The following is a 21,551-nucleotide window of genomic DNA, read 5'->3' as shown; positions in this document are numbered from 1 at the left end:
GCGCGCCGGTACGATGCGTCCCCGGACGCGCACCGCACGCTCTCGCGTCCCTCTCCGTCATGCGATCCGACGACCTGACTCCAGGCGGCGCGCGCCGCGAGCACCGGATGGCGCACCGCCGCCGCGTGCGCCGGACCGCGGTCGCGTTCGCCGCGGTCGTCGTGGTCGCGGGACTCGCGCTCGTCGCGACCGACACGTTGCGCCCCGGGCACGCGAGCGACGCTCCTCGCCTCGCGCACACGGGCAACGACTCGAATACGGGCCAGGACGCCGGTTCGGACGCGGCGGTCCCGACGCGACCGTTGACGCCGGACCAGCCGTTGCGGCTGTGGATCGCGGGTGACTCGCTCGCCGGGTCGCTGGGGCCGTCGCTCGGCGACATGACGGCCGCGACCGGCGTCGTGCAGCCGGTGTTCGACTCGCGTGTGTCGAGCGGGCTCACGAACCCGTCGTTCTTCGACTGGCCGCAGCACGCGCAGCAGGAGGTCGCGCGGCTGAACCCCGAGGCGATCGTGTTCATCATCGGCGCGAACGACGCGAACGTCGAACCCGACACGCCCACCGGGCAGACGCCGTCGTGGGCCGCGCAGTACCGCACGCTCGTCGAGCAGATGCTCGCCATCTTCAGCGCGGGCTCGTCGCCGCGGACGATCTACTGGGTCGGCGCCCCCACCATGCGGGACCCGGCGTTCTCGCAACGCGTGAAGGAGCTCGACGACGTCGTACGGGGAGTCGTCGCGCAGCATCCCGGCGCGGTCTACGTCGACTCCTACTCCTTGTTCGCCGGCCCGGACGGGAAGTACGCGCCCAACCTGCCCGACGCGAACGGCAACCCCGTGCTCGTACGCGCGGGCGACGGCATCCACTTCACGCCCGACGGCGGCGACCGTCTCGCGAGCGCGGTGTTCAAGCTGCTCGACGCCAAGTGGCGCATCACCGCGCAGGCCGTCCCGTCGCAGGCGAAGTCCGTCATCGAGACGAAGGGCAGCACGCAGGTCCCGGGCACGAGCCGCACGTTGCGCTCCGGTTCGCGCACGACGTCCACGACGAGCCGTCGCCACAGCAGCAGCGGGAACGGAACGTCGGTGACCACCACCGAGGCGCCGGCGGCGACACAGCCTCCCTCGACGACTCCCGTCGTGAGCGAGCCGCCGTCGACGGCGTCGACGCCGAGCACGTCGACCCCGAGCAAGACCACGTCGCCGTCGACGGGCTGACCTCACGTCCCGCCGGACGTGAGCGTCTTCGTTACCCGTCGGTAGCATCGGCGACCATGCCCGAGGAGCTCGAAGCAGCGAACGCCGCCATCGACGCGGCCGCGTCCCTCGTCGACCAGGCGTCCGCCGCGCTCGCGCGCGAGTCGGAGCAGAACGGCCGGATCGCGGTCGACCGCCTGGACCGCCACCAAGTCGTCGCGTACGACCTCGCGCACGGCGCGAGCGCGGTCGAGGCGAGCCGCGTCATGGTCGAGTACGGCGCGGGTGGCGAGTTCGAGTCGAAGCTGGCGCGTGCGTTCGTCGCGGACGCGATCGCCGACCTGGCGTCGCGCGTGATCGGGCGTGACGCCGCGTGGGGCGTCGAGAGCGGCGAGCTGGAGCAGGCCCTGCCGTTCGTGAGCGCGCACCGCGCACCCGAGTTCCTCGCATCGCTCGGCGACGCCGTCGCCGAGCACGGCACCGGGCCGTCGCACCTGTCCGAGGACTTCGAGCTGGTGCGCGAGACGTTCCACCGGTTCGCCGAGGACCGCATCCGCCCGGTCGCCGAGGAGATCCACCGCACCAACGCGGACATCCCCGACGACATCATCGGCGGCATGGCCGAGCTCGGCGGCTTCGGGCTCAGCGTCCCCGAGGAGTACGGCGGCTACGCGACCGGCGCGGAGTCCGACTACCTCGGGATGGTCGTCGCCACGGAGGAGCTGTCATGGGGCTCGCTCGGCGCGGGTGGCGCGCTCATCACCCGACCGGAGATCCTCACGCGCGCGGTCGTCGCGGGCGGCACGGAGGAGCAGAAGCAGCGGTGGCTGCCGCGCGTCGCGAGCGGCGAGCTCATGGCCGGGATCATGGTCACCGAGCCCGACTACGGCTCGGACGTCGCCGGCATCAAGGTCACCGCGACCCCGACCGACGGCGGCTGGCTCGTCAACGGCGTGAAGACGTGGGCGACGTTCGCCGGTCGCGCCGATCTGCTGCTGCTGCTCGCGCGCACCGACCCCGACCGTTCGGCCGGTCACCGCGGGCTGTCGATGTTCGTCGTCGAGAAGCCGCCCGCGCCCGGCCACTCGTTCTCGTTCGACGACGGCCGGGGCGGCCACATGGAGGGCCGCGCGATCGACACGCTCGGGTACCGCGGCATGCACTCGTACGAGGTCGCGTTCTCCGACTGGTTCGTCCCCGCGGAGAACCTCATCGGTGGTGAGGCCGGCCTGGGCCGTGGCTTCTACCTGCAGATGGAGGGGTTCGAGAACGGTCGGCTGCAGACGGCCGCGCGCGCCGTCGGCTTGATGCAGGCCGCGTTCGAGGCCGGGCTCGACTATGCGCGCGAGCGCAAGGTCTTCGGGAAATCGGTGTTCGACTACCAGCTCAGCAAGGTGAAGCTCGCGCGCATGGCCGCGCTCATCCAGGCCGGGCGTCAGTTCTCCTACGACGTCGCGCGGCGCATGGCGAAGGGCGAGGGCGCGCTGCAGGCGTCGATGGTGAAGGCGTACGTGTGCCGCGCGTCGGAGTGGGTGACGCGCGAGGCGATGCAGCTGCACGGCGGCATGGGCTACGCGGAGGAGTTCCCCGTCTCGCGCTACTTCGTCGACGCGCGCGTCCTCTCGATCTTCGAGGGCGCCGACGAGACGCTCTGCCTGCGCGTCATCGCCCGCCGTCTCGCGGAACAGGGGCTCACGCCTCGGGATGTGTGAATCCTCCGGCGTAGAGAGGGCGAAATCACACAAGCGTGCGGGTCACGGCCCGAGGCCGGTGCAGCTGCGCGCCGAGGTCCAGGACCCGGCCGCCGCCGACGCGGCCGCGCCCGACAGCGGGCGCGGCACTCCGGAGCCGATCGCGGCCGGCACCCACGCGTACGCGTCCACGTGCCGGCCGGTCGTCGTCACCTTCAGCACGCCGCTCACGCCCGACGGGCCCGACTCGTTGTAGAAGACGAAGTTGCCGAGCCCGTAGTCGACGAGCGCGTCACCGAGGCGCCCCGCGCCCTCGACGCGGTGGCTGTGACTGCCGACGACGACGTCCGCGCCGGCCTCGACAAGTTGGCGCGCGAGCGTCTGCTGCGCGGACGTCGGACACGTCGCGCCCTCGACACCCCAGTGCACGTACACGACGAGGACGTCGGTCGTCGGCCGAACGGCGCGCACCTCGTCGAGGAACCGGTCGATCTCCTTCGCCGACGCCAGCCCCGCGTGCGTGTCGGTCGCGGTCCACGCCGTCCGCACGACGTCGTCGAGCACCTGCGTCGCGCCCATGACCGCGACGCGCGTCCCGCGCACCACGGTTCGCCACGGCGCGTACGCCTGCGCGGCGTTCTCGCCGATCCCGATGACAGGGAAGCCGGTCGAGCGGCTCGCAGCCAGCGAGTCCTCCAGCCCGACGGCGCCGTAGTCCATGCCGTGATTGTTGGCCATCGTCGCGACGTCGACGCCTGCGTCGCGCAAGGCGACCAGCCCGGCGACGGGCGCCCGGAACGTGTACTGCTTCGGCGCCGGCGTCCCGCGGTCCGTCACGGCCGTCTCGAGGTTCACGACCGCGACGTCCGCGCTCGCCAGCACCCGCGCGATCGGGGCGAGCAGCGCGCCCGGATCGGCGACCGCGCGCGAGCGCAGCGTGCCCTCGAAGTGGACGTCGCCGCCGAAGGCGAACGTGACCGGTGACGGCTGCGACGGCGCCGCGGTGGTGGTCGAGGTCGCCGAGGACGACGGCGCCGAGGACGGCGGCGCGCCCGTCGACGGCGCCCGCGTGTGCACGCGCGAGTTGCGCGACGACCCGGCGTCGGCGACGACATAGCCCGCCGCGACCACGCCCACCACGAGCGCGACGACCGCGAGCAGACCCGCCGCGCGTCTCACGACACGATTGTGGCGCCCCTCAGCTGCTGCTGCGTGTCATTCCCGCGCGCTCGCCGCGGATGACGAACTTCGTCGCCATCTTGCGGCTCGCCTCGTCGATCATCTCGTCGCCGAACATCACCGCGCCGCGCCGCTCCTCCTCGGTCGCGGACCGGTACGCCTCGAGGATGTCGTGCGCGCGGTCGAACTGCTCCTGCGTCGGCGTGTACACCTCGTTGATGACCGTGACCTGGTCGGGGTGCAGCGCCCACTTGCCGTCGTAGCCGAGCACGCGTGTCCGCATCGAGTACTCACGCAGCGCGTCGAGCTCGCGGATCTTGAGGAACGGACCGTCGATCACCTGGAGACCGTTCGCGCGGCCGGCCATCAGGATCTTGCTGAAGACGTAGTGGAAGTGGTCGCCCGGGTACTCCGGAACCGCGACACCGGCCGTGAGGACGGGCATCTCCATCGACGCCGCGAAGTCGGCCGGGCCGAAGATGATCGTCTCGGTGCGGGGCGACGCCGCGCAGATCTCCTCGACGTTGATCAGACCGCGAGTGGTCTCGATCTGCGCCTCGATGCCGACGCTGCTCGTGCGCCCGGTCGTCTGCTCGATCTGCGTGAGCAGCAGATCGAGCGCGACCACCTCGGCGGCCGACTGCACCTTCGGCAGCATGATCTCGTCGAGGCGCTCCGACGCGTTCTCGACGACGTGGATGACGTCGCGGTACGTCCACTTCGTGTCCCACGCGTTCACGCGCACGCACAGGACGGTCTCGCCCCAGTCCTGCTCGTTGATCGCCTTCACGACGTTGTCGCGCGCCGCTTCCTTCTCGAGCGGCGCGACGGAGTCCTCGAGATCGAGGAACACCATGTCGGCACCGAGGTTCGGCGCCTTCCCGAGCATCTTCTCGCTCGAGCCCGGGACCGAGAGACAGGAGCGACGGGGCAGGTTGCGTGAGCGTTCGGACATGCAGGTCAGCCTACGCGAGCCGTTCGCCCGCCACCCCACCCGCCCGCGGGCGCGTGGCGGCCGCCGGCGCTACCGTCCGGGCATGCTCGAACCTGTCGCGGACGGTGTGTACGCGTGGCTGCAACCCGGCGGGGAGACGGGGGTGAGCAATGCCGGGGTCATCGTCGACGACGACGGCCTGACGGTCGTCGACACGTTGATGGTGCGGTCGCAGTGGGAGCCGTTCGCGCAGGCGGTCGGCGCGCTCGGGGCGCACGTCCGGCGCGTCGTCCTGACGCACGCGCACGTCGACCACGTCGGCGGGACGACTGCGTTCCCGGACGCGAGCGTCCACGGATCGGCGTTCACGCGCGACCTGGTCGCGCAGGCGATGCCGCTCGACGCGTACAAGGCGTTCATGCCGGCGTTCCGCGAGGGGTTCGACGACCTCGCCGCCACCGGCCTGCGCCCGGTGACGGACGTCGTCGAACGCCCGACGTCGCTGACGCCCCGTGCCGAGATCCTCCCCGCGTCCGGCCACACCGCGGGTGATCTCGTGGTGCTCGTGGACGACGCCGACGTGTGCTTCGCCGGCGACCTGTGCTTCTTCGGGGTGACGCCGCTCGCGTTCCAGGGTGACCCGGCGAGGTGGGTCGACACGCTCGACGAGGTCGTCCAGCTCGCGACGACGATCGTCCCGGGACACGGCCCGATCGGCGGCGCGCACGAGGTGCGCGAGCTGCAGGACTACCTGCGCGCGTGCTGCGACGCGCGCGGCGACGTCGACGCGATCCCCGCGGGCCCGTGGGACGAGTGGATCGAGCGCGACCGCGACGCGATCAACGTCGAGAAGGCCGCGATGATCGCCGCCGGCGACACCGGCATGCCGCCGTCGATGCTGAAGGCGATCGGGCTCGGCTGAACGGGCATCGAAGAGCTTGGCCGAGCACGATTAGCTCGCATTACGATCTATCGCGTGCGGCGCTTCCTTCCCCAGCAGTACCACTTCGAGGCATTCCTCTCGAGCACGAAGCTGCTCCCCATGGCCGCGCTCACCGGGCTGATCGGCGGGCTCGTCGGGGCGGCGTACGTGACCGCGATGAACGCGCTGTCGCAGCTGCTCTTCCCGGCGCCGTGGGCGGCGACGCTGCCGCAGCTCGTGAAGACGCCGTTCAACACCACGATCACGTGGAGCAACGAGGCCCACTGGCTCATCCTCGTCGGCGCCGGTCTGCTGACCGCGGTGGCCGTGAAGCTGATCGGCGACCCCGGTGACACCGAGCTCCTGGTCGACAACATCCACGTGCACGGCGGCGCGCCGGCCGAGGACATCAGGCAGCTGAAGTCGCTGATCCCGATCTCGCTCGTGAACATCGCGGTCGGCAGCGGCATCGGCCCGGAGGCGCCGCTCAGCCAGACCAACGGGACGATCGGGTCGTGGCTGTCGCACCGCTGGCACATCTCCCAGGACGAGACGCGGATCCTCACGATCACCGGGATGGCCGCCGGCTTCACAGTGCTCTTCGCCGCGCCGTTCGGCGCGTCGGTGTTCGCGATGGAGCTGCTGCACCGCAAGAGCCTCCGCTACTTCGAGGTCCTGCTCCCCGCGCTCACCGGGACGATCGTCGGCTACATCGTGTACACGGCGCTCACGACCCTCGGGCTCCGGCCCGTCTGGGACATCGGCTCGGTGCTGCACGTCCCGAACGACCTCGTCCTCGCCGACTTCGGCTGGGCCATCGCGGCGGGGATCGCGGGTGCGCTCATCGCCGCCGCGTTCACGTACCTCGTCGTGCTCACCCGGTGGATGTTCCGCCCGATCCCCGCGCTCGCGAAGCCCGTCGTGACCGGCGTGGCCCTCGGCGCGCTCGCCTTCGCGTCCCCGTACGCGCTGACGTTCGCCGAGCTGCAGCTGACCCATCTCGCCCTCCTGGACAAGGTCGCGATCGCGACGCTGGGCCTCGCCGTCGTCGTGAAGCTCGTCGCGGCCGCGTTGAGCATGGCCGGGGGCTGGAAGGGCGGCTTCATCATCCCGATGTTCTTCTGCGGCTACTGCCTGGGTCGCGCCGGCTCGGAGTTCCTGCCCGGTCACCCGAACGGCGTCGTGCTCGCGGTGTGCCTGATGGTGGCGATCAACGTGGGCGTGACCAAGACCCCGCTCGGCTCGACGCTCGTCGTCACCGAGATGGTCGGGATGCGGCTGCTCCCGACCGCGCTCATCTCGGGGCTGCTGAGCTTCTTCCTCACCTCGAACGTGTACCTGATCGAGAGCCAGCAGCTCCGTGAGGGCATCCACGGCGAGGAGCTCGGGTCGCCCCACGCGCTCACCGCCGACGAGATGGGCATGGAGAACGTCCGCACCGACGAGCACCGCCCCGACACGGACGGGCCGGACACCGACGGGCCGGACACGGACGGATCCGACACGTCCCGGCCGGGAGCGCCCGCCGGCACGGCCGCGGACGGGAGTGGCCACTCGGACGCGCGCGGAACCAGACTCCGCTGACCGGCACGATCATATCGTATTACGATGCTCGTTGGGTTATCCTGCTGACATGCCGCCCGAGCTCACCGACGCCGACTACGAACGACTGCTGGAGTTCCGGACGGGTCTGCGACGGTTCCTCAAGTGGAGCGGCGAGCAGGCCGAGCGCGTCGGGCTCTCACCCGCGCAGCACCAGCTGATGCTCGCGATACGCGGTCACCGTGATCCGCGCGGACCGACGATCGGCGACGTCGCGAACGAGCTCCTGTTGCGTCACCACTCTGCGGTCGGTCTCGTCGACCGAGCCGAGAGCGCGGGGCTCGTGCGTCGCATCCACGATCCCGACGACCATCGCGTCGTACGTCTCCGTCTGACCGCGACGGGAGCGCGGAAGATCCGGCAGCTGAGCGCGGTGATGCTCGAAGAGCTCGACCGGCTCGGTGAGCGTCTGCGGCCGATCTGGTCGGGTCTCGAAGCGCGTGACGAACCGAACGCGCGACGGCAAGGTCGCGTCGTGGCGAACGGGTAACGCGACGCCGCGAGACCACGCGGATCGGACGTATCGCCTCCACCGCCAGAGTTTTTCCCGACGTTTGCGAGGCCCGCGGTTCGTCGTGTGCGCCGCGTGTCACACGCGTCGTGGTCGCCGGCGATCTCCGCGAACGTGCAGGTCACCGCGGTCTTGCACGGGGTGGAAGCGGCTGATTCGCGCCGAGTGTCGCGTTCGCGCGCGGATCCTGTTGCGCGCGATCAGTGGTACAGCCGGGCTGGCGCGCTGCCGATGTAGCTGTCTAGCGTTCGCCGTCGCCCGTGAGCCGCATTCCGCGTTTGCTCGCGGGCTCGTTGTTAGTGTGACCCCGTTTCAACGACGAAACGCGGCGTTCGCAAGGACAAGCAGAGGCTCGTGCCAAAGGGAGTCCCCATGAACCTCCGGGTTGCTCGGATCGTCGTGGTCGTCGGGATCCTGGTGGCTGCTCTCGCCGTCGCACCGCTCGCGGCGAGCGGCTCGCCGATCGACGACAAGCGCGCGCAAGCCGCGCAGATCCAGGCCCAGATCAACGCGAACGGCGACAAGATCGACGCGTTGTCACAGGAATACGACGGCGCCGTCTACAAGCTGCAGCAGATCGACAAGCAGATCGCGGACTCCCAGTCCCGGCTCCAGGTCGCGCAGGCGCAGTTCGACCAGGTGCGTCACGAGGTCGACATCCGCGCCGCCGAGATCTACATGAGCGCGGGCAACGACAACCCCCTCGCCGCGATCGACGTCCAGAACATCAACGACCTCGCCGCGCGCTCGAAGTACGCGGCGGCCGCGACGAGCCGCGACAACGAGCTGATGGATCGGCTGAGCGCGTCGAAGGACCAATTGAAGAGCCAGCGCGACCAGCTCAACCGTGACCGCGCGAACGCGCAGAGCCAGAAGGACCGCCTGTCGAGCGCGAAGACGCAGCTCGAGTCCGCGAACGCGAAGCAGGAAGCGCTCCTCAAGCAGACGAACAACGACATCAACACGCTCGTCGCGCAGTACAAGCGCCAGGCCGCGGCGGCCGCCGCCGCAGCGCAGCGCCAGGCCGCGGCGCAACAGACGCGCGGTGACGGCGGCGGGACGGGGAGCTCCGCGGGCGTGTCGGTGTCGGTCGGGTCGATCCCGCCGACCTCACCGCGGGCGATGATCGCGGTGAACTTCGCGCTCGCGCAGGTCGGCAAGCCGTACGTGTACGACACGTCCGGCCCCGCCACCTACGACTGCTCGGGCCTCACGATGGCCGCGTGGGCCGCGGCGGGCGTGTCGATGCCGCACTACTCGGGCGCGCAGTACGAGATGTTCCCGCACGTGCCGCTCAGCGCGATCCAGCCCGGCGACCTCTTGTTCCGCGGGGCCGGCGGGAGCCAGCACGTCGAGATCTACATCGGCAACGGCATGGTCGTGACCGCGCCGCACACCGGCGACTTCGTGAAGGTCGCGCCGATGGGGAGCGTCCTGCCGCTCGCAGCCCGTCCCGGCTAGACGCTGATCGGGTCGCGCGCCCGGTTCGCCGTACGATCGCCGGGTGACGACACGCGAGACGGACGTTCGCCTGACGCGCTTCTCGCACGGCGCGGGCTGCGCGTGCAAGCTCTCACCGTCCGACCTGCGCACCGTCCTCGGTCTCGTGCACGGGATCGGCGGCGCGCAGGACCCCGACCTGCTGGTCGGCCTGGACACGTCGGACGACGCCGCGGTGTACCGAGTGCGCGACGACCTCGCGATCGTCCTCACCACCGACTTCTTCACACCCATCGTCGACGACGCGTACGACTGGGGACGCATCGCGGCCACGAACGCGCTGTCGGACGTGTACGCGATGGGCGGCACGCCGTTGCTCGCGCTGAACCTCGTCGCGTGGCCGCGCGAAGGCATCCCGTTCGACGTGCTCGCGCGCGTCCTCGACGGCGGTGGTGACGTCGTCCGAGACGCGGGCGCGATCGTCGCGGGCGGCCACTCGATCGACGACCCCGAACCGAAGTTCGGCCTGGCCGTCGTCGGGACGGTGCACCCGGAGCGTGTGCTGACGAACGCGGGCGCGTGTGCGGGCGACGCGCTTGTGCTCACGAAGCCGGTCGGCCTCGGTGTGATCTCCACCGCCGTGAAGCGTGACGTCGCGTCGTCCGAGCTGATCGCCGAGGCGGTGCGCGTCATGACGACGCTGAACGCGGCGGCGCGCGACGCCGTGCTCGCGGTCGGCGACGCCGTCCACGCCGTCACCGACGTCACGGGGTTCGGTCTCCTCGGTCATCTGCGCGAGATGCTCGTCGCGTCGAGCGTCGCCGCGGAGATCGATGTGCCGCGCGTGCCGGTCATCGACGGCGTACGCGATCTGGTCGCGGCCGGGATGATCGCGGGCGGCACACGCCGCAACCATGCGTTCGTGACGCCCGACGTCGAGTGGAACGGGCTCCCCGAGCAGGAGCAGCTGCTGCTCGCGGACGCGCAGACGTCGGGCGGGCTGCTCGTCGCCGTCGACGCGGGCGCGGCGGACGAGCTCGTGACGCAGCTGCGCACGCGTGGTGCGCTCGCTCATGCGGTCGTCGGACGTGTGGTCGAAGGTTCGCCGGGGCGCGTGACGATCAAGGGATGACGAGCATGCCGAGGTCGGCCTCGAGCTGGGGCCTCGGCTTCGCACCGAGCGACGCGCGCTCCATCCGCCCGTTCCGGAACAGCGCGATGAGCGGGATGCTCTGCACGCCGTACTCCTGCGCGAGACGCGGGTTCTCGTCGATGTTGACCTTCACGACCTTGTAGGACCCCTCGCGCATCAGCGCGATCTGCTCCACGATCGGCCCGACCTGCTTGCACGGTCCGCACCACGGCGCCCAGAAGTCGACGATCACGGGGAGGTCGCTCGACAGCACCTCGGTCGGGAACGACGCGGTGTCGACCGCGCGGACCGGACCCTCGGGCGGGTCGGCGGGCACGGGCTCGGACGGCTCCTTTCCGGAGCGGACCTCGGCCAGCCACTGCGCGCCCTGTCGCACGCTCTCGAGCGCGACCTGGTGCTCCATCGGGTACTCGCCGTAGACGACGGGCACGCCGTGCTCCTCCAGGGTGCGGGCCAGCGCGCGACCACGCGCGACGGGGATGAGCGGGTCCTCGGTGCCGTGCTGCACGAGGAAGGGCGTGTGCTGCGCGCCGTCCCAGTCGTAGTCGACACCCTCGTTCTCGGGGAGGTAGGTGCTCATGGCGAGGACCGCGGCGGGATGCACGCGCGCGCTGCGGCGCAGGCCCAGCGCGACAGCCATCGCGCCGCCCTGCGAGAACCCGCCGACGACGGCGTCCGCGCGTGCGAGGCCGTGCTCCGTGCACGCGTCCTCGAGCAGGTCGTCGAGCGCGTCGAGGTTCGCGAGGAACGTGACGTCCGATGCTCGCGCGTCACCGGTGACGCCCGCGATGTCGTACCAGGCGAACCCGGGCGGCGCGGCGATGGGCCCGCGTGGCAGGACGGTGACGAAGTGGCCGTCGGGATCGAGGTACGGCAGGAGCCCGGCGAGGTCGCGCTCGTCCGCGCCGAACCCGTGCACGAGGAGCAGCAGCCGCTCCGCGTTCGGGCCGCGCACCACGTTCGTCACCAACGCCATGTGTCCTCCCGGTGGATGGTCACGGTCGCCTCGGCGGGCTCGCCTTAGGCTCCGCGGTCGTGGAGTTCCGCCGGCACCGCCTCCCCAGCCTCGCGCAGCTCCGCCAGTTGCAGCACCGGTGGCACCGTGTCCTGGTCCTGTCGGCCCTGACGGGATTCGTCACCGGGCTGCTCGTCGCGGGGTTCGACTGGATCACCTCGCAGGTCCTGCTCGCGCACGTCGAGCAGCTGCCCCACGTCGCGCTCGCGGTCGCTCCGGCAGTGGGGCTCGTGTGCGCGACGGCGGCGTTGCAGTACCTCGGGCCGCGCGCGTCGCCGTCGACGTCCGACGAGTACCTGCACGTGTACCACGACCGGCACCTGCGAATGAACCTGCGCGAGTTCCCGGCGAAGGTGCTCGCGTCGATCGCGACGTTGGGATCGGGCGGTGCGATGGGCTTCGAGGGCCCGTCGATCTACATCGGCGCCGCGACGGGCTCGTTCCTGCAACGCCGGTTCAGCCGCTTCTTCTCGCGCGACGACTCCAAGCTGCTGCTCGTCGCGGGCGCGTCGGCCGGGGTCGCCGCCATCTTCAAGGCCCCGGCAACGGGCGCGCTGTTCGGGATCGAGGTCCCGTTCCAGGAGGACACCGCGGCGCACGCGATCCTTCCCGCGCTCGTGTCGTCGGCCGCGTCGTACCTCACGTTCATCGCGCTGCACGGGACCGCACCGCTGTTCGCCATCTCGGGTCAGCCGCGCTTCGACGCCGTCGACCTGCTCGGCGCGGTCGGCATGGGCGTGCTGTGCGGGCTCGGGGCACGCGCGTTCGTGTGGTTGCTGCGCGTCGCGAAGGACTGGTCCGCGACGGCGCCCGTGCCGCTGCGACTCGTCGTCGGCGGTGGCGGCCTCGCGGCCACGGCGGCGCTCGGGTTCCTGCTCTACGACGGCTCGCCCGTCACGATCGGGCCCGGGTACCGCGCGATCGCGTGGTCGCTCGGCGACCGCGCCTTCCATCTCGTGCTGCTGCTGTTCGTGCTGCACGCGATCGCGACCGCGTGCACCATCGCGGGAGGCGGTGCCGGTGGGACGTTCATCCCGCTCGTCGTGCAGGGATGGCTGCTCGGGCGGGTCGTGACGTCTGCGGTCGGCTCGTCGACCTCGCTGTTCTCGGTGATCGGCGCGTCCGCGTTCCTGGGCGCGGGCTACCGCACGCCGATCACGGGCGTCGTGTTCGTCGCCGAGTCGACGGGACGGCCCGGCTTCGTCGTCCCCGCGCTCGTCGCGACCGCGATCTCCCAGCTCGCGATGGGACGGTCGTCGATCACGCCGTACCAGCGTTCACGACGTCCGAGCCTGCTCGAGCGGCGCTTCGACCTCCCCGTCACGGCCGCGCTCGTCCCCGACCCCGACGTCTGCCATCCGGACATGACGCTCGACGAGCTCGTCGACCATCACTTCCTGCGAGCACGGGCCAAGACGATCCCGGTGCTCGGCGACGACGGGTCGTATCTCGGCATGGTGCGTCTCGACGACGTCGTCGCGATCCCACGCGACGAGCGCGCGGCGACGAGCGCCGGTGACGTCATGCGCGACGACGCGCCGATCGCGCACGCGGACTGGGACCTGCGCCAGGCGATGCGCGTGATGGAGGAGGCCGACGTCGACCGGCTCGCCGTCCTCGACGGCGGTCGGCTCGTCGGTGTTGTCACCACCTCCGAGATCGTCCGCCTCGACGAGATCCTCGGCGAAACGGAGGAATAGCGCTTCGCGCGGTGTCCCCCCACACCCGCGTTGGGACACTTTGTCGGCCATACGCCGGGTTTCGGTCCCAACGCGGCGGGGTCTGCTACCGCATGTGGTGGGAGAGGTCGCCGGTGATGTCGGGGAGGATCAGGCGGTCGGTGAAGTGCCACGTCCCGTCGACGCGCCCGAACTCGTCGTGGTACCGGCCCGCGAGGACCGGCTGCAGCGCGAGACCGGGGCACGCCTGCAGCACGGTGAACGCGCAGCGCGACGACGCCACGTCCGCTCCCCCGACCGTGATCGCGACGTTCGTGATGACGTGCTTCGTGCGCGGGATTCCGTCGTAGAGGATCACACCGTCGTACGCGTGCCGCACCTGCTCGCGACCGCGCAGCACGTCCGTACGGACCGCGGTCCGCCAGGTCGCGTGCTCGAACAGCGCCGCGACGCCGTCGAGGTCGCCGAGGTCGAGACGCTCCGCGTACGCGTACAGCAGCCGCTCGATCTCGTCGTGGTCCCGCACGCCGCGAATCGTCGCACGCCGTAACGTGTCACGCCGTGGCGGGACGGCGACGGAGCTTCTGGGGCTGGGGATACGAGGGCGAAGGCCCGACGGCCGAGCAGCGCGACCGGCTCGCCCGCACGCTCACCGAGCGCTTCGGTCTCGACGGGCTCGATTCGGTCGACGCGCCGGGGATCGACGAGGTCACGCTGCCCGCGCCACGTGTCACGCCACCCGCCGCGCTGGCGGACATCTGCTCCACCGGGACGTACGACCGGGCCGGACACACGTACGGGAAGTCGTTCCGCGACGTCGTCCGCGCGCTGGCGCGCGACTTCGGCAGCGCGCCCGACGTCGTCGCGTTCCCGCGTGACGAACGCGACGTCACCGCGTTGCTCGACTGGTGTGCGGACGCCCGCGTCGCGGCGGTCCCGTACGGCGGTGGGTCGTCCGTCGTCGGGGGCGTCGAGTGCGCGGTCGGCGAGGACTACGCGGGCGCGGTCAGCATCGACCTCGGTCACCTCGACCGGGTCGTCGAGGTCGACCGGACGTCACGGGCCGCGTGTATCGAGGCGGGCGCGTACGGTCCGGCGCTGGAGGAGCAGCTCCAGCCGCACGGACTGACGTTGCGGCACTTCCCGCAGTCCTTCGAGCTCTCGACGCTCGGCGGCTGGCTCGCGACGCGCTCCGGCGGTCACTACGCGACGCTGCACACGCACATCGACGACTTCGTGGAGTCGATGCGCGTCGTCACACCGCGCGGCGTCGTGGAGTCGCGACGCGTGCCCGGTTCGGGCGCGGGCCCGTCGCCCGACCGCATGTTCCTCGGATCCGAGGGGACGCTCGGCGTCATCACGCGCGCGTGGATGCGCCTCCAGGACCGGCCCCGGTTCCGCGCCGCGGCCTCGGCGCGGTTCGCACGCTTCGACGACGGCGTCGTCGCGACGCGCGCGCTGGCCCAGTCCGGGCTGCACCCGGCGAACTGCCGGCTCCTCGACGCCACCGAGGCGATGCTGACCGGCAGTGGCGACGGCACCACGAGCGTGTTGCTCGTCGCGTTCGAGTCCGCCGACCACGCTCTCGACGCGTGGATCGGTCGCGCCGTCGAGCTCGTCCGCGACCACGGCGGCGTCGTCGATGACGAGTCCGTCACCGTGCGGACCGACGAGCACGGCGAGCGAACCGGCGCGGCGGGGACGTGGCGCGCCGCGTTCGTGCGCGCGCCGTACACGCGCGACGCGCTCGTCATGCTGGGGATGATCAACGAGACGTTCGAGACCGCGGTGACATGGGACGGGTTCGAACGACTCCACGAACGCGTCATGCGCGCGACGACGGACGCCATGCGTGCCGTCGGGGCGTGGCCCGGGATCGTGACGTGCCGCTTCACGCACGTGTACCCGGACGGCCCGGCTCCCTACTTCACGGTGATCGCGCCCGGCGCACGCGACGGGCGACTCGAGCAGTGGGCCGCGGTCAAAGCGGCGGCCTCGGACGCGCTGCTCGCGTGCGGCGGCACGATCACGCACCACCACGCGGTCGGCCGCGACCATCGCGCGTGGTACGACCGTCAGCGCCCGCCGCTGTTCGGCGACGCGCTGCGCGCCGCGAAGCGCGCGCTCGACCCCGACGCGATCCTCAACCCCGGGGTCCTCATCGATCCTGACGCGTAAGGTTCCCGTCCTTGACCTACCGGGCCGTGATCTTCGACCTCGGCGGCGTCGTGGTGCCGTCACCCTTCGACGCGTTCGCCGCGTACGAGCGCGACCACGACCTCCCCGACCGCTTCATCCGCGACGTCGTCGCGGCGAGCGCGGACCACGGCGCGTGGGCGCGCCTCGAGCGCGGCGAGCTCACGATGCCGCAGTTCCACGACGCGTTCGCGGCCGAGTGCGCGGCCGCGGGCGGCATCGTCGACGCGGCCGAGCTGATGGGCGCGATCGGCGCCGGCCTCGGCCCGCGCCCCGAGATGATCGCGGCGATCCGCACGGTCCGCGCGCGCGGTCTGCGCACCGCGGCGCTGACCAACAACTGGGCGCCTGCCGGCGACCGCGACGACGCCCGGTCGACCAGCGCGACGGGCGGGCTCGACGGCCTCTTCGACGTCGTCGTCGAGTCGAGCGTCGAGGGGCTGCGCAAGCCCGACCCGCGCATCTACCGGCTGACGTGCGACCGCCTCGGTGTGACCCCTCCCGAGGTCGTCTTCCTCGACGATCTGGGCGTCAACCTCAAGCCTGCGCGCGAGCTCGGCATGACGACGATCAAGGTCGTCGAGCCCGCCGACGCGCTCCGCGAGCTCGCCGGCCACCTCGGCTTCGCGGTGTAGCTAGAGCACCTCGCGCTCGTAGCGCACGACATCGCGGATCTGCTCGGCCGAGAGCTTGCCGTTCCACGCCGGCATGAGGCCGCGGCCGTTCTCGACCAGCGTGATCTGGTCCTGGATGTTCGGGAACGCGCGCACGACCGCGCCGCCGGCGAGCTGCGGACCGACGCCGCCTTGCCCCTGCGTGCCGTGGCACTCCGCGCAGTAGTTCTTGTAGATGAGCCGACCGCGCACGAGCTGCGCGTCCTTCGCCTGCGCGCCTCTCGGCGCGGGCGGACCGGTCGTGGTCGACGACGACGACGAGCCGCCGCCGCAGCCCGCGACCCCGAGCATCCCGGCGACCGTCAACGCTCCGAACGCGACGACGTGCCGCGCGACGCGACGCGCGCTCACCCCGTCCAGCACGCCAGCACTTCGGCGGCCAGGCTCTCGGCGGTGTTCGTCCGGTCGACGCCTGCAGGTGCCTTCGTCGGGTCGACGACGAGCACGAGGTTGTCCTTCACCATGACCGTCGTCCCGTTCGACGCGGCGAACGCCGGCGAGCCGAACGAGAGGGTCGTCACCTTCCCCGCGTCGTTGCGCAACGCGTCGAAGTAGGCGTTCGCGTCGGCATTCGTCTTCGCCGTGTGCACACGCAACGTGAGCGATCCGTTCGCGAAGTTGTACGTGCAGATGCTGTCGGTCGCGGAGCGGTTCGACGCGGTCGTGTACGGCTCGCGGACGATGTCGGTGACGGCCTGCTTGATCATCGTGTCGCAGATCTCGGTCGTCGGGTCCTCCTCGGCCTGGGCCTTGAGCGGCTTGGTCGCGTCGGCCGCGGACTGCGACGAGGTCGACGAGCCCGACTTCGAGCTGGTCCCGCTGCCGCTCCCGCACCCGGCGAGCGACACGACGAGCACGGTCGACAGCACGACGAGCAACGACAACGACAGACGGCGCACGGCACGACTCCGACGACTCTCGGGGACAGGGCTCACGATAGCGACGTGGCCGGGCGTTCCCGGCGCGTCACGACGCGCGGTGTACGTCGCCGGCGTCGTGGGCGGATGGGAGGCGTCCGTACACTTGTCGCGACATCCGGAGACCTGTCGACAGGAGCCACGACATGACCGCGAGCGCGCCGAGTGGCAAGGCCCGGTCCGTCGCCGACGTGATGAGCTCGCCGGCCGTCACCGCGCGGCCCGACGAGAGCCTCGCGGAGGCCTCGATGCGCATGCGCGACGCGCGCGTCGGCTCGGTGGTCGTCGTCGAGGGCGACAAGCCGATCGGGATCCTGACCGAGCGCGACGTCCTGCGCGCCGCGGGATCGGGGACGGACCCCGGGAGCGCACGCGTCGACGAGTGGATGACGCGAGGACCCGACACGATCGAACCGGAGCGCGCCGCCGCCGACGCGTTCGCGTCGCTCTCCGAGCACGGCTACCGCCACTTCCCCGTTGTCGAGGAGGGTGAGCTGCGGGGCGTCGTGTCGCTGCGCGACCTGATGCGTCTCGCGCAGATCCAGCCCGCGGAGGCGATGGCCCACGAGGTGCCCAAGGGGCTGGAGGGCGTGGTCGTCGCCGAGACCGACATCGGCGACGTCCGCGGCCTCGAGGGCTTCTACCACTACCGGCAGTACTCGGCCGTCGACCTCGCGCGGAAGCGGACGCTCGAGGACGTCTGGTACCTGCTCTTCGAGGGCGAGCTCCCGACCCTCGCGCAGCGCGACGCGTTCCTCGCCGAGGTCCGGCCGCTGCGCGTCGTTCCCGAGGGCGTGAAGCGGGTGCTCCCCGACATCGCGCGGGCAGCGTCCGGTGCACCCCCGCTCGACCTGCTCCGGACAACCGTCTCGCTGATGGCCGCGTCGCTCGGGTTCCGCCCGTGGGGCGACATCGACCGCGCCACCCTGCGCCAGGAGGCGCTCCAGGTGTGCGCGGTCGTCCCGACGTTGCTGATGGCGCTGTACCGGCTCGGCCGCGGCGAGGCGCCGATCGACCCGCACCCCGACCTGCCGTACGCAGCGAACTACCTCTACATGCTGACCGGTGACGTCCCGCCGCCCGAGCACGCCCGCGCGATCGAGCAGTACCTCATCTCGACGATCGACCACGGGTTCAACGCGTCGACGTTCACGGCCCGTGTCATCGCGAGCACGCAGGCGGATCTCGGCGCCGCGATCGTCGGCGCGATCGGCGCGCTGTCCGGTCCCCTGCACGGCGGCGCGCCGAGCCGGGCCCTCGACATGCTCGACGCGATCGGCACCGCCGACCGCGCGGAGCCGTGGCTGCGCGACGCCGTCGAGCGGGGCGATCGCCTCATGGGCTTCGGCCACCGCGTCTACAAGACCGACGACCCGCGCTCGCTGCTGCTCCGTGAGGTCGCCGAGCGACTCGGCGGACCGCGCGTCGCGCTCGCGGAGCAGATCGAACGGACCGCCGTCGACGTGCTCGCCGAGCTGAAGCCCGGTCGGCGCCTGTACACGAACGTCGAGTTCTACGCCGGCGTCGTCATGGACACGGTCGGCGTGCCGCGCGACATGTTCACGCCGACGTTCGCGTCCAGCCGTGTCATCGGGTGGTGCACCCACGTGCTCGAGCAGGCCGCCGACAACCGGCTGATCCGCCCGAGCGCGCAGTACGTCGGCCCCCCGCCGCCCCAGCCCGTCCCCGACCCCGCCTGACACGCGGCGCGGCCGCTCCCACCCCGCGGCGCGCGAAAGGGGTGGAGATACCGATGGCGGCGGGCCGGGCGCGTCCGCACAATCCAGCATGCCGGAAAGGGCTTTCCGGCATGGCAGGGCTGGGGTGAGGGCAGTCGGACGGCAGGGAGCGCGCACGGGTCGCACGCGACAACGCAGGCGCGCGCCCGCGCCCGTCCAAAACGGTCGAACCCCTCGAACCGCTTTTGTGTTCTGAATGTGGCGAAAGCCGCAGAACGCTCAATACACTGCGGCGCTCCGGTGGGACGCCGTCCCGACCGGCGGGCTGGAGCTGGACAAGAGGGGATTGCGGTGCGCCCCCGTGCACCGCGGAAAGGGACGCTCATGTCGTTCCGTCGACTGATGGGATGCCTCGCGAGCGTGGCGCTCGCGGTCACGACGCTCGGGATGGCGACCTCGCCCCCGGCGTCGGCGCTGACCACGGCACTGCCGCTCACGCGCTACCCGTACCTGACCAACCTCGTGAACGTGAACGGGGTCCCGAAGGTGACGGTGAACTGGGCCACCGACCGGTCCCAGGGCGCCGGTTCCGTCGGCACGGTCCTCTGGGGGCCCGTGACCGGCGGCGGCTGCAACCCGACGAACCGGGTCACCGGTTCGAAGACCAACCTCGCGATCGGCCCGACCGGTGCGCAGGTGCTCGAGTACCAGTGGAAGGCGAACCTCACGCTGCCGTCCGCGGGCACGTACTGCTACCGGGTGCTCCTCCGCGGCAGCAAGACGACGGACGTCGACCTGCTCGGCAGCGACGCCTCGCCGCAGTTCACGACCCAGGTGCCGAAGGGCTCGACGCAGCCGTTCTCGTTCGCGGTGATCGGTGACTGGGGCCAGGTCGACCAGAACGGTCAGAACCCGAGCGAGGCCGCCGTCATGAGCCAGATCGCGCAGAGCGGCGTCCGCTTCGCGATCTCGACCGGCGACAACGTCTACAACAACGGCAGCCAGGAGGACTACGGCGACCTCCACCAGACGTTCATCCCCGCGAACCCGGGGAACCCGTCCGCGGTCCCGCCGATCCCGCCGACGCCCCAGACGGGGATGAGCGCGGCCTTCGGCCCGAGCTTCTGGACGGTGCCGGGCAGCTCGATCCCGATGTTCGCGGGCATCGGCAACCACGGCCTGTACCGCAACGACACCATCCACCCGCAGCTGCAGAACTGGCCGCAGGACGACGCGGTCGCGAGCTCGGGTGGCCGCTACCAGATCGACGCGTACCCGTCGACCAAGTACGGCACGACGGCGGTCAACCTGCCGAGCCTCTGGTACGCGTTCGACGCCGGCAACGCGCGGTTCTACGTGCTCGAGACGGCGTGGCCCGACAACAACGTCGGCACGGCGCCCACTCCGGGCGGCTACGCGAACGACTACGAGACGCACTGGAAGGTCGGCTCGCCGGAGTACGAGTGGCTGAAGGCCGACCTCGCGGCGCACCCGGGCGGCTTGAAGTTCGCGATCTTCCACAAGCCGCTCGTCAGTGACGTCAACACGGTCAACGAGGGTCCGGACACGTGGCTGCGCAGCGACGGTCCGGCGGGCAACCAGAGTCTCGAGGCGCTGCTCGCCCAGAACGGCGTGGCGATGGCGTTCAACGGGCACGCGCACGTGTACGAGCGCAACGCCGCGCTCGACCCGAACCAGATCGTCACCTACATCACCGGTGGCGGTGGCGGCACGCTCGAGCCCGTCAAGCAGAGCGGCTGTGATCCGCGCGACGTGTACGCGATCGGATGGTCGCCGACGTCCAACGTCGGATCGGCGTGCGGCACCGCGCAACCCGCGCCGCCGGCGAGCGCGGCGAACGTGTACCACTTCCTCAAGGTGACGGTGAACAGCCCGAGCCCGGGTGACGTGACGGTCGCGCCGACGGACTCGACCGGTCAGACCTTCGACGTGCAGACGTACCAGCACGTCGGCCCGAAGACCGCAGCAACGAGCGCGGGCTACGTCGCCGACGGCTGGGGTGGGTTGCACGACTTCGCCACGGGTGGCGCGACGCCGCTCGGCGCGGCGAAGGGCGCTGCGTACTGGAACGGCTGGGACATCGCCCGGGGCGTCGCGCTCGTGCACGACAAGAACGGGAACCCGACGGGCGGCTACACGCTCGACGCGTGGGGCGGGCTGCACCCGTTCGCCATCGGGAGCAACTCGGCACCGCCGGCGGTCACCAACGGTCCGTACTGGAAGGGCTGGGACATCGCCCGCGGCGTCGCGATCGACCCGTCGGGCAAGTACGGCTACATCGTCGACGGCTGGGGCGGTCTGCACGGCTTCACGATCGGGAGCAACGGCACCGCGCCGACGCCGACAGGTGGCCCGTACTGGAACGGCGTCGACATCGCCCGCGGCGTCACGTTCGTGCCGGGCGGCGGTGGCTACATCGTCGACGGGTACGGCGGCGTGCACACGTTCGCCACGAGCGGCGTCACGCCTCCGCCCGCGGTGACCAGCGCGTACTGGAGCGGCTGGGACATCGCCCGGGGGATCAACGTGACGCCGGACGGCAATGCCGGCTACGTCGTCGACGGCTGGGGTGGTGCCCACCCGTTCACGATCAGCCAGGCGTACGTCGCGCCGACGGTCACGACGTTCTCGTACTGGCCGGGCTGGACGATCGTGCGAGGCACGAGCTTCTGACGGCAGGGTCACGGGGCTACGTCCGGCGAGTGTGCCGCGCCTTCGGGCGCGGCACATTCGCGTTCGGGC

Annotated in this window: 18 protein-coding genes and 1 pseudogene; 13 read left to right on the top strand and 6 right to left on the bottom strand. The window is 71.4% G+C overall.

Annotation, left to right across the window (positions count from 1 at the left end):
- Nucleotides 1-107 precede the first annotated feature (107 nt).
- Together VFC33_19515 and VFC33_19510 are read left to right on the top strand one after the other, a co-directional pair.
- A complete protein-coding gene (locus tag VFC33_19515) occupies nucleotides 108-1,217 on the top strand; it encodes a DUF459 domain-containing protein (protein ID HZR15433.1) in 1,110 nt (369 codons plus the stop codon).
- A gap of 56 nt (nucleotides 1,218-1,273) precedes the next feature.
- Nucleotides 1,274-2,908 (top strand): acyl-CoA dehydrogenase family protein, encoded by a 1,635-nt coding sequence (locus VFC33_19510; protein ID HZR15432.1) that lies wholly within the window; start codon nucleotides 1,274-1,276, stop codon nucleotides 2,906-2,908.
- A gap of 42 nt (nucleotides 2,909-2,950) precedes the next feature.
- Here VFC33_19510 and VFC33_19505 read toward each other — a convergent pair whose 3' ends face one another.
- Both VFC33_19505 and VFC33_19500 read right to left on the bottom strand, forming a co-directional pair.
- The gene (locus VFC33_19505) at nucleotides 2,951-4,066 is read right to left on the bottom strand and encodes a CapA family protein (protein ID HZR15431.1); all 1,116 of its coding nucleotides are present in this window, start codon (nucleotides 4,064-4,066) and stop codon (nucleotides 2,951-2,953) included.
- A gap of 19 nt (nucleotides 4,067-4,085) precedes the next feature.
- Nucleotides 4,086-5,021: a CoA ester lyase gene (locus VFC33_19500; protein HZR15430.1), complete on the bottom strand. Its 936-nt coding sequence runs from the start codon at nucleotides 5,019-5,021 to the stop codon at nucleotides 4,086-4,088.
- Nucleotides 5,022-5,103: 82 nt separating this feature from the next.
- Here VFC33_19500 and VFC33_19495 point away from each other — a divergent pair, with 82 nt between their 5' ends.
- From VFC33_19495 to selD, 5 genes are all read left to right on the top strand, one after another.
- A complete protein-coding gene (locus VFC33_19495; GenBank protein ID HZR15429.1) occupies nucleotides 5,104-5,922 on the top strand; it encodes an MBL fold metallo-hydrolase in 819 nt (272 codons plus the stop codon).
- Between the two features lie 54 nt (nucleotides 5,923-5,976).
- Complete coding sequence (locus VFC33_19490; protein ID HZR15428.1) at nucleotides 5,977-7,506, top strand: chloride channel protein; 1,530 nt, start codon at nucleotides 5,977-5,979, stop codon at nucleotides 7,504-7,506.
- A gap of 49 nt (nucleotides 7,507-7,555) precedes the next feature.
- Nucleotides 7,556-8,014, top strand: coding sequence for a MarR family transcriptional regulator (locus tag VFC33_19485; protein HZR15427.1), 459 nt, complete (start codon nucleotides 7,556-7,558; stop codon nucleotides 8,012-8,014).
- Between the two features lie 393 nt (nucleotides 8,015-8,407).
- Nucleotides 8,408-9,496, top strand: a complete 1,089-nt coding sequence (locus tag VFC33_19480; protein ID HZR15426.1) for an NlpC/P60 family protein — start codon at nucleotides 8,408-8,410, stop codon at nucleotides 9,494-9,496.
- Between the two features lie 43 nt (nucleotides 9,497-9,539).
- Nucleotides 9,540-10,607 carry a selenide, water dikinase SelD gene (gene selD / locus VFC33_19475; protein ID HZR15425.1) on the top strand — a complete coding sequence of 356 codons (1,068 nt, stop codon included), beginning with the start codon at nucleotides 9,540-9,542 and terminating at the stop codon, nucleotides 10,605-10,607.
- On the opposite strand, the gene trxA is transcribed toward selD, so the two are convergent.
- Nucleotides 10,597-11,604: a thioredoxin gene (gene trxA, locus VFC33_19470; protein ID HZR15424.1), complete on the bottom strand. Its 1,008-nt coding sequence runs from the start codon at nucleotides 11,602-11,604 to the stop codon at nucleotides 10,597-10,599. The two genes, selD and trxA, sit on opposite strands and share 11 nt — an antisense overlap.
- Nucleotides 11,605-11,663: 59 nt before the next feature.
- On the opposite strand from trxA, the gene VFC33_19465 reads away from it, so the two are divergent.
- Nucleotides 11,664-13,343: a chloride channel protein gene (locus VFC33_19465; GenBank protein ID HZR15423.1), complete on the top strand. Its 1,680-nt coding sequence runs from the start codon at nucleotides 11,664-11,666 to the stop codon at nucleotides 13,341-13,343.
- Between the two features lie 85 nt (nucleotides 13,344-13,428).
- Here VFC33_19465 and VFC33_19460 read toward each other — a convergent pair whose 3' ends face one another.
- Entirely contained in the window at nucleotides 13,429-13,848 is a 420-nt protein-coding gene (locus VFC33_19460) for a nuclear transport factor 2 family protein (protein HZR15422.1), read from the bottom strand.
- A gap of 35 nt (nucleotides 13,849-13,883) precedes the next feature.
- Between VFC33_19460 and VFC33_19455 the strand changes: the two genes are divergently transcribed.
- Nucleotides 13,884-15,500: an FAD-binding oxidoreductase gene (locus tag VFC33_19455; protein HZR15421.1), complete on the top strand. Its 1,617-nt coding sequence runs from the start codon at nucleotides 13,884-13,886 to the stop codon at nucleotides 15,498-15,500.
- A gap of 11 nt (nucleotides 15,501-15,511) precedes the next feature.
- Nucleotides 15,512-16,153: an HAD-IA family hydrolase gene (locus tag VFC33_19450; GenBank protein ID HZR15420.1), complete on the top strand. Its 642-nt coding sequence runs from the start codon at nucleotides 15,512-15,514 to the stop codon at nucleotides 16,151-16,153.
- Here VFC33_19450 and VFC33_19445 read toward each other — a convergent pair whose 3' ends face one another.
- A complete protein-coding gene (locus tag VFC33_19445; GenBank protein HZR15419.1) occupies nucleotides 16,154-16,555 on the bottom strand; it encodes a cytochrome c in 402 nt (133 codons plus the stop codon).
- Nucleotides 16,540-17,091, bottom strand: a complete 552-nt coding sequence (locus tag VFC33_19440) for a hypothetical protein (GenBank protein ID HZR15418.1) — start codon at nucleotides 17,089-17,091, stop codon at nucleotides 16,540-16,542. Before VFC33_19440 ends, VFC33_19445 begins: the two co-directional genes overlap by 16 nt.
- Nucleotides 17,092-17,255: 164 nt before the next feature.
- Between VFC33_19440 and VFC33_19435 the strand changes: the two are divergent.
- The 3 genes and pseudogenes from VFC33_19435 (at nucleotide 17,256) to VFC33_19425 (ending at nucleotide 21,482) form a co-directional block, all read left to right on the top strand.
- Nucleotides 17,256-17,630 (top strand): annotated as a pseudogene (locus VFC33_19435) (CBS domain-containing protein).
- Between the two features lie 3 nt (nucleotides 17,631-17,633).
- On the top strand, nucleotides 17,634-18,809 hold the full coding sequence (locus VFC33_19430; protein ID HZR15417.1) for a citrate synthase/methylcitrate synthase: 1,176 nt from the start codon (nucleotides 17,634-17,636) through the stop codon (nucleotides 18,807-18,809).
- A gap of 363 nt (nucleotides 18,810-19,172) precedes the next feature.
- Nucleotides 19,173-21,482: a metallophosphoesterase gene (locus VFC33_19425; GenBank protein ID HZR15416.1), complete on the top strand. Its 2,310-nt coding sequence runs from the start codon at nucleotides 19,173-19,175 to the stop codon at nucleotides 21,480-21,482.
- Nucleotides 21,483-21,551: the final 69 nt, after the last annotated feature.

This window comes from Acidimicrobiia bacterium, assembly GCA_035651955.1.
Classification (GTDB): Bacteria; Actinomycetota; Acidimicrobiia; order IMCC26256; family JAMXLJ01; genus JAMXLJ01.
The sequence above is the reverse complement of the archived record's forward strand: the minus strand, read 5'-3'. Positions and strand labels throughout refer to the sequence as shown.